The following is a 7,902-nucleotide window of genomic DNA, read 5'->3' as shown; positions in this document are numbered from 1 at the left end:
CATCCCAACCTTCCCCCAGAGGGGGAAGGAGCAAAACGGAATCCAATCGACGGAGATCCCATGGCACAGATCGGCAAGGCTCCCTGCGACGACACGTTGATCCTGCATGGCGCGCGGGCGGAAGAGGGGACCTGTCCCGAGGCTTCCAAGCCCTGGGTACTGGCCGCGGCCGTCGTGGGGTCGAGCATGGCCTTCATCGACGGCACGGTGGTCAACGTGGCGCTGCCGGCCATCCAGGCCGAGCTGCAGGCCACGGCGTTCCAGGCGCAATGGGTGGTCGAGTCGTATGCCTTGCTGCTGGCGGCGCTGCTGCTCGTGGGCGGCGCACTGGGCGATCGCTATGGCCGACGGCGCATCTTCGCGATCGGCGTCGGCATCTTCGCGCTCTCTTCGGTGGCCTGCGGGCTCGCGGCCACCGTGCAGCAGCTCATTGCCGCGCGGGCGGTGCAGGGCATCGGCGGCGCGCTGCTGGTGCCGGGCAGCCTGGCGCTGATCAGCGCGTCGTTTCCCGAGAAGGAGCGCGGCAAGGCCATCGGTACATGGTCAGGCTTCAGCGGCATCACGGCGGCGGTGGGGCCGGTGCTGGGCGGCTTCCTGGTCGATCACTTCTCGTGGACCTGGGCCTTTTTCATCAACGTACCGATGGCGCTGCTGGTGCTGTGGATCGTGTGGCGCCACGTGCCCGAGAGCCGCGGCGCATCGGCCACCGGCAGGCTGGACTTCTGGGGCGCGCTGCTGGCGACGGCCGGGCTTGGCGGCGTCGTCTATGCCTTCATCGAGGCACCCACGCAAGGCTGGGGTTCGCCGGCCGTGCTCGGGGCGCTGGCCCTGGGTGTGCTGGGCAGCGCGGGCTTCATCGCCGCCGAGCGCAAGGTGCGCACGCCGATGCTGCCGCTGACCTTGCTGCGCATCGGCAACTTCAGCGGCGCGAATCTGCTGACCCTGCTGCTTTACGCGGCGCTGGGCGGCGGGCTGTACTTCTTTCCGCTCAACCTGATCCAGGTGCAGGGCTACTCGGCCACCGTGGCGGGCGCGGCGCTGCTGCCTTTCATCTTCACCATGTTCGCGCTCTCGCGCTGGGCCGGACAGTTGGTCGACCGCTTCGGGCCGCGTTTGCCGCTGGTCATCGGGCCTTCGATTGCGGCGGTCGGCTTTGCGCTCTTTGCCGTGCCGGGCGTCGGCGCGAGCTACTGGAGCGGCTTCCTGCCGGCCGTGGCAGTGCTTGGCTTCGGCATGACGGTGACGGTGGCGCCGTTGACCACCACCGTCATGAACGCGGTCGGCCCGGACCTGGCGGGCGTGGCTTCGGGCGTGAACAACGCCGTGTCGCGTGCGGCGGCGGTGCTGGCGATTGCGGTGTTCGGCGCAATCATGGCCTGGGCCTTCGACGTCGCGCTGGAAGAGCATCTGCGGGGCATGGGCGCTTCGGCGCAGGTGACGGCTTTTCTCGAAGGCGAGCGCAGCAAGCTGGCGGGCGCGGCGCTGCCGCCGGGCGTGGATGCGGCCACGGCGGCAGCCCTCAAAAGGGCCGTGGCCGAATCCTTCGTGGCGGGCTTTCGCTGGGTGATGCTGCTGAGCGCGGGACTGGCCGTACTGAGCGCGGTGAGTGCCTGGCTGATGATCGGTGCGGTGCCTGCGGCCAGGCCGGCCACGGAGAAATAGCTAGGGCGGGTACGGAGGCGGGACTCGACGAAGTCCGTTACCTTCGTTGTGCGTTGGCGCAAGCGCCCGCGTGTTCCGCGTGGCCGCCAATGCACGCGGGGGAGCGACTCGAAAAACATAAGACAGAAGGGGGAGATGCCATGAGCAGAATCAGCGACGTGGCCCGGCGGGCAGGCGTTTCGAACAGCACCGTATCGAACGTCATGAACGGACGCAGCGATCGCATGGCCAAGGAAACGCTGGCACGCGTCGAGGCCGCCATCCGCGATCTGAAATACCGGCCCAACACCTCGGCGCGGCAGCTCAAGACCGGGCACACGCCGCTGATCGGCCTGCTGGTGCCGTCGATGGCCAACCCCATGTACGGCTTCATCGCGCGCGAAGTCGAAACGCTCGCGCAGGAGCGCTACGGCTTCCGGATCATGATCGGCAACACCTACCGCGACGCCGCGAAGGAAGCGCATTTCTTCGAGGACCTGATGGCGCACGGCGTGCGCGGCGTGATCATCATCTCGTCGCTGCTCGACGAGCAGCACGTCGAGGCCGCCGCCGAGGGCGGGCTGGTGGTGGTCAGCTACGACCGGCGCGCCACGCCGGGCATGGCCTCGGTCATCGACCACGTGACCGTCGACAACTTCGAGACCTCGCGCCTCGCCACCCAGCACCTGATCGAGCAGGGACATCTGCGGCTGGCGTTCGTCACGCCCTCCGGGCGCACCATGAGCCGTAGCGAAAAGGTCGACGGCTTCCTCGCTGCCGTCCGGACTGCGGGCCTCGAAGGCAGCGCCCAGGTGATCGAAGGCCTGCCGGTCGACGAGTACGGCGATTCGATGATGAGCGAACTGGGCCGCACGCAGGCGGTGCTGATGGCGAAGTCGAAACAGCGCCCGACCGGCGTGATCGGCGTGAACGACCTGCTGGCCTTCGGCCTGATGGCGGGTTTTCGCGATGCCGGGCTTGCCGTGCCGCAGGACGTGTCGGTCATCGGCATCGACAACGTGTTTCTATCGACGCTGATGTATCCCGCCATGACTTCGGTGCGCGTGCCCGTACCCGAGATGGCGCAGGTGATGGTGGAGCGCGTGATGAACCGGCTGTCGGACCCGTCGGTGCCGGCGCAGGAGTTTGTCTTTGCGCCCACGCTGGTGGCTCGCGATTCGGTCGCAGCGCCGCTGCGCGGAGAGTCGCCAGCCGGACAGCTGCTTTTTTCATGACCACGGTTTTCGTCAGCCATCCGCAGAGCAAGCTTGCGCACTATTTCGGCGACCGGGCCTCTGCCGCCTTGCAGGCCATCGCGCAGGTGCGCTTCAACCCCACGGACACCGATCTTTCGTCGGCCGACCTGGCCGAACAGGCGCGGGACTGCGACGCCATCGTTTCCTACCGCCAGACGGCGGGCGACGAGGCGCTGTTCGCCGCGCTGCCGCAGTTGAAAGCCTTCGTGCGCTGCGCCATCGACATCCGCAACATCGACGTGGCGTCGGCCAGCCGGCATGGTGTGCTGGTCACGCGGGCGAGCGCGGGGTTCGTTCCTGCGGTGGCCGAGTGGATCGTGGGCGCAATGATCGACCTGGGGCGGCACATCAGCGCGTCGTCCGAGGGCTACCACGCAGGCCGGACCGTGGCATCGGCAATGGGTCGCGAACTGCGTGGCAGCACGCTGGGCGTGATCGGCTACGGGCAGATCGGCCGCTACCTGTGCGACATCGCGCTGGCGCTGGGCATGCGCATCGTCGTGCACGACCCGCACACCGCAACCGGCCGGGCCGAGTTCGCACAGGAGGCGACGCTCGAAGCGCTGCTGGCGCAAGCCGACTTCGTGGCCTGCCTCGCAGCCGCCACCGGGGAGACCGAGAACATGATGAATGCCGCAGCCTTCGCAGCGATGCAGCCCCATGCCTTCTTCATCAATGCATCGCGCGGCGATCTCGTGGATGAAGACGCGCTGCTCGCTGCGCTCGATGCAGGAGTCATTGCCGGCTGCGCGCTGGACGTGGGCCGTGCACCCGACCAGATGCCGTCGCTGCGCGTGGCGGCGCACCCGCGCGTGATCGCCACGCCGCACATCGGCGGACTCACGCCGCCGGCCGTGGAGCACCAGGCCATGGAGACCGTGTCGCAGCTGGCGGAGATTTTCCAGGGCAGGGCACCGCAGGGCGCGGTCAATGCGGCCGAGGCATTCCGCTGGCGGCAAGCGTTCAGGGTGGGTGCCTGAGCCTCGATGGGAACTTCCCGCTGACAGGCGCCGCACGGGTTGACAAGGCCTTCCTGCCGATTTGATACTGAACTCTCTGGTTCATCATTCAAGCGAAGGAGATCCCATGCAAAAGATCGTTCCCTGCCTCTGGTTCGATGGCAACGGCGAAGACGCGCTGAATTTCTACACCGCGATCTTTCCGAACTCGCGCGTGACCGACAAGCTGCTCTGGGGCGACGTCAACCCCGCCAAGAAGGGCTCGGTGCTCACCGCAACCTTCGAACTCGAAGGGCAGGAGTTCATGGTGCTCAACGGAGGGCCGGAGTACAAGTTCACCCCCGCCATCTCGATGCTCGTGAAATGCGAGACCCAGGCCGAGGTCGACTACTACTGGGAGAAGCTGCTCGAAGGCGGCGGCCAGCCGGTGCAGTGTGGCTGGCTCACCGACCGCTACGGCGTGTCCTGGCAGGTCGCGCCCATGCCGATGATCCGCATGTTCCAGGACAAGGACCCGGCCAAGGCGGCCCGCGCAATGCAGGCGATGATGAAGATGGTCAAGCTCGACATCGCCACGGTGCAGAGGGCCTTCGACGGGGAGTGATCCGCCGCCGGCGGCTATACCAGCCGGCGGATTCCCTTCTTGCGCCACACCAGCTGGTAGTACGCGGTCTGCAGCAGCAGCATCGCGCCGAAGGTCACCGGGTAGGCGATCCAGATGCCGTTCAGGCCGATGCGATGGCTCATGAGCCAGGCCACCGGCACTTCTATTCCGAGGATGCAGAGGATGGAGATCAACGTAGGCACCAGCACCGAGCCGCTGGCGCGCATGACCCCCGACAGCGCCGCGGCCATGCCGAAGATCACCAGGCTCCACAGCATGATGTGCAGCAGCGTCTGTGCGATCTCGAGCACCGGCGCGCTGGTGATGAAGAAGGCCATCAGGTGGCGCGAGAACAGGTAGCCCAGCAGCACGAGGCCGCCGGTCAGCACGAGATTCATCAGCAGCGCCGTCTTGGCGATGGCGCCGAGCCGGTCGGCACGGCCCGCGCCGATGGCCTGCGCGCCGAGGATCGACGCGGCGATGGCGATCGAGATGGCCGGGAACTGCACGTACGCCACCACTTGGTTCACCGCGCCGTAGGCCGCTGTGGCGCTCGAGCCGTAGCTGTTGACCATCGACAGCAGCACCACCTCGGCCAGAGCGACCACGATCATCTGCACGCCCGTGGGTACGCCGATCTTCAGCACCGCCTTCAGCAGGTGCGGCTGGATGCGCAGGTTGCGCACGAACGCCGCGTCGGGCGCAAGCGGGCTCTTGCGGCTGTGCAGCCGGAAGCCGAGCCAGGTGGTCGCCACCGCGAAGGACAGCACCGAGGCCCACGCACCGCTGGCCACGCCAAGCTGCGGCAGGCCGCCCCAACCGCGGATGAGCGCGGGCGTGACCACCAGCCCGATCAGCGTCGAGATCACCAGCGTGAGCAGCGGCGTGACGGTGTCGCCCACGCCGCGCAGCATGGCCGTGGCGAGCAGGAACACGAACACGCCCGGCATCGCGACCAGCATGATGCGGGCGTAGCGCGTGGAGTCGGCCAGCACATCGGGCGGCGTACCCAGTGCGGCCAGCATCGGCGTGGTGAAGGCGCCGCCGAACACTGCGATCACCAGGCCCATGAGCACGCCCACCGTGAGCGTGGTGCCGGCCACGGCCTTGGCCTTGGCCACGTCGCGCGCGCCCCAGGCCTGGCCAATGAGCACCGAGGCGCCCGCGCCCAGGCCGATGATGAAGGCGATGAAGAAGAACATCACCGGGAAGAAGCTCGACACGGCGGCCAGCGCGCCCACGCCGAGCATCTGCCCCACGTAGACGTTGTTGAGCGTGCCCGAGAGCGATTGCAGGATGTTGCTGAGCAGCATCGGCGCGAGGAAGAAAAGAAAGACCTTCCACAACGGACGCGTTGCGCCCACGGGCGCCACGGGCACGCCCTGAAGGCCGCTGCGACCGGTTGCGGAAGTCTCGGGGGTTGCTCTCATGCGGGGGTGCTCCAGCCGGCGGCTGACAATTTTTGAAGATGGGAGCGCAGGTCCACAGGCCAGGCGTCGATGAGTCCTTCGAAGCGATTGCGCTCGCCGGCGAACAGCGCGCGCGTGGCTTCCTCGAAGCCGGGCAGGGCGCCGGCAATCGCGGTCATGAAGCGATAGGTGGCCTCGCGCGAAGCGCGCACGGCGTCGCGGTCGGCGTTGACGCGGCTAGCCTCCTGCACCAGGCGCCGCAGCGCGACCGATGCGCCGCCCGGCTGGCGGTTGAGCCAGTCCCAGTGGCGCGGAAGCAGGGTGACTTCGCGCGCGACCACGCCCAGCTTCGGGCGGCCTACGCCACGGGGCGTGTCTTCATGAGCCTCTGTACCGGCGGCGTGCGGCACGAGGCCGGCCCGGTTGTGCACGTCGAAGTCGAGCGGCTCGCCGGTCTGCTCGTTGAACACGAGGTAGGGCGTGTCGTCCTTGCGCTCGCGCAACTGCGCGAGCACGTCGGCGGTGCTTCCCTGGGCAATGCACTTGAAACCGGCGAAAACGATCAGGTTGGTGGGTGGCGTGTCGGAGGGCATTGTTCTTTCTTCCGGTCCGTTCGAAACGAGGTGCGTAATCTACCTGCTGAACGGCTCAGGCGTTTGGTGTGTCGTCGAGGCAAAGCGCAAGAGGCGCGGTGTTGATTTGCGGCAGGCTTTTTTCGGCCGCCGGGGCGGATGGCGTGTTGTAGCCCTTCTCGCCGTCGCATTGGAGTTCTTCGCGCCAGAGCGCAAGGAGTTTCTCGAGTTCCGCCGCGCGGTCGAAGGCCGGGTCTTCGCTTTCCTTGACCCGGTCGATCACCTCGAAGGTGAACCGATCGGCGCCGTGCGCGATCCAGTCCCGCCCGAGCGCCTTGTTCCGGTGCGAGCGCATGTTCAGCTCGAAGCGGGCACGGTTCATGGCGCCTTCGACGTCGAGGCTGCCGGCCACATAGACCCGGCCTGTCAGCCCGTTGCGGATGACGAAGACGCCGGCCGGGCGTGCGGTTTCCTTGTATTGGCGGGAGATGGCTCGCCGGCTTTCTGGTGAGAGGTTCATGCTCCAAATATTACCCGGGTTAAATGCGCGCGGCAATATACCCGGGTAAAAATAACTGCTCAACCTTCTCTAAGCCGACGCCAGCCGCGCGAGATGCGCCGATTCAGCGCCCGCACCACACGCCAGGGCCGGCTCTGGCGAACGAGGGTGAGCACATGGTCTTTCCATGCCTTCCATCGCGGATACCAGCGGGCGAACCACGGAATGCGCATCAACGGCCCTTCGACCAACTGGAAGATCCGCGCGACGATGGCCGTGCCCACCAGCTTGGCCAGCACGAGCACGGTGAGGGCGCTGGCCGCGTGCCCGCGGCTGAAGAGAAAGAGCGCCAGTACCTTTACCGGCAGCAGCAGCACAACCGGCACGAAGAAAGCCAGCAATGCGCCCCAGGGCGGCAGGCGGCGCAGCCGTTCTTCGAGCGCTGCCCAGAAGGGCAGGCGGGACAGCCGCGCGGCGAGCGCGGCCAGTGGCTCCCAGCCCCACTCCTCGAAGAGCAGCACGGGAACGACGAGCACGATACCGATGGCGCGGAGCAGTGCGCGCAGTGCACGGGCGAATGAGGTCATCCGCGAAGGGTAAGGCAGCGCGTGCCCTCGGCCACGGGAACGCTCCGCCTGTTGCAAGGCCGTTGCCGGTTGTCGCGGCCATGCTGGTTACCTGGCCCTGCGTGGTCGCCGAACCGCTTGCCGTCGCGCCCGCCGATCCGAAGTCCCGCGAAGCTGACCGCGCCGCCCGCTCGATCACCGGACGATCCGGCCTTGGTTCGGGCAGCGGCGCGGTTTAGATGCTTTCGCCATGACCGGAGCGCAGTTTCTGGGTCGGGAAACCAGCCAAAAATGTCTCATGCTGGGTAGTGCAAGGCTATGACGAAAGTAGTGGTTTGCTCCCTCTCCGCTGGCATCGGAAGGCGTCCTTTCACGCGACGCCAACATGGAAATTAC

Annotated in this window: 8 protein-coding genes; 4 read left to right on the top strand and 4 right to left on the bottom strand. The window is 67.2% G+C overall.

Going from position 1 to position 7,902, the window contains the following annotated elements:
- Positions 1–60: 60 nt before the first annotated feature.
- From ACCD11_RS01765 to ACCD11_RS01750, 4 genes are all read left to right on the top strand, one after another.
- The gene (locus ACCD11_RS01765; RefSeq protein ID WP_413311991.1) at positions 61–1,662 is read left to right on the top strand and encodes an MFS transporter; all 1,602 of its coding nucleotides are present in this window, start codon (positions 61–63) and stop codon (positions 1,660–1,662) included.
- Positions 1,663–1,802: 140 nt separating this feature from the next.
- Complete coding sequence (locus ACCD11_RS01760; RefSeq protein WP_413311990.1) at positions 1,803–2,876, top strand: LacI family DNA-binding transcriptional regulator; 1,074 nt, start codon at positions 1,803–1,805, stop codon at positions 2,874–2,876.
- Positions 2,873–3,877 carry an NAD(P)-dependent oxidoreductase gene (locus tag ACCD11_RS01755; RefSeq protein WP_413311988.1) on the top strand — a complete coding sequence of 335 codons (1,005 nt, stop codon included), beginning with the start codon at positions 2,873–2,875 and terminating at the stop codon, positions 3,875–3,877. The genes ACCD11_RS01760 and ACCD11_RS01755 overlap by 4 nt, the downstream gene beginning before the upstream one ends.
- Before the next feature lie 106 nt (positions 3,878–3,983).
- On the top strand, positions 3,984–4,460 hold the full coding sequence (locus tag ACCD11_RS01750) for a VOC family protein (protein ID WP_413311987.1): 477 nt from the start codon (positions 3,984–3,986) through the stop codon (positions 4,458–4,460).
- A gap of 14 nt (positions 4,461–4,474) precedes the next feature.
- On the opposite strand, the gene ACCD11_RS01745 is transcribed toward ACCD11_RS01750, so the two are convergent.
- From ACCD11_RS01745 to ACCD11_RS01730, 4 genes are read right to left on the bottom strand one after another with little or no spacing between them, the layout of a single operon-like run.
- On the bottom strand, positions 4,475–5,890 hold the full coding sequence (locus ACCD11_RS01745; protein ID WP_413311985.1) for an MATE family efflux transporter: 1,416 nt from the start codon (positions 5,888–5,890) through the stop codon (positions 4,475–4,477).
- Entirely contained in the window at positions 5,887–6,462 is a 576-nt protein-coding gene (locus ACCD11_RS01740) for a DUF2239 family protein (protein WP_413311984.1), read from the bottom strand. Before ACCD11_RS01740 ends, ACCD11_RS01745 begins: the two co-directional genes overlap by 4 nt.
- A 55-nt stretch (positions 6,463–6,517) precedes the next feature.
- Positions 6,518–7,024 carry a GIY-YIG nuclease family protein gene (locus ACCD11_RS01735; RefSeq protein ID WP_413311982.1) on the bottom strand — a complete coding sequence of 169 codons (507 nt, stop codon included), beginning with the start codon at positions 7,022–7,024 and terminating at the stop codon, positions 6,518–6,520.
- On the bottom strand, positions 7,021–7,527 hold the full coding sequence (locus ACCD11_RS01730) for a hypothetical protein (protein ID WP_413311981.1): 507 nt from the start codon (positions 7,525–7,527) through the stop codon (positions 7,021–7,023). Before ACCD11_RS01730 ends, ACCD11_RS01735 begins: the two co-directional genes overlap by 4 nt.
- Positions 7,528–7,902: the final 375 nt, after the last annotated feature.

Source organism: Variovorax sp. Varisp36 (assembly GCF_047304235.1).
Classification (GTDB): Bacteria; Pseudomonadota; Gammaproteobacteria; order Burkholderiales; family Burkholderiaceae_C; genus Variovorax.
This window is presented reverse-complemented; position numbering and strand designations above follow the sequence as displayed.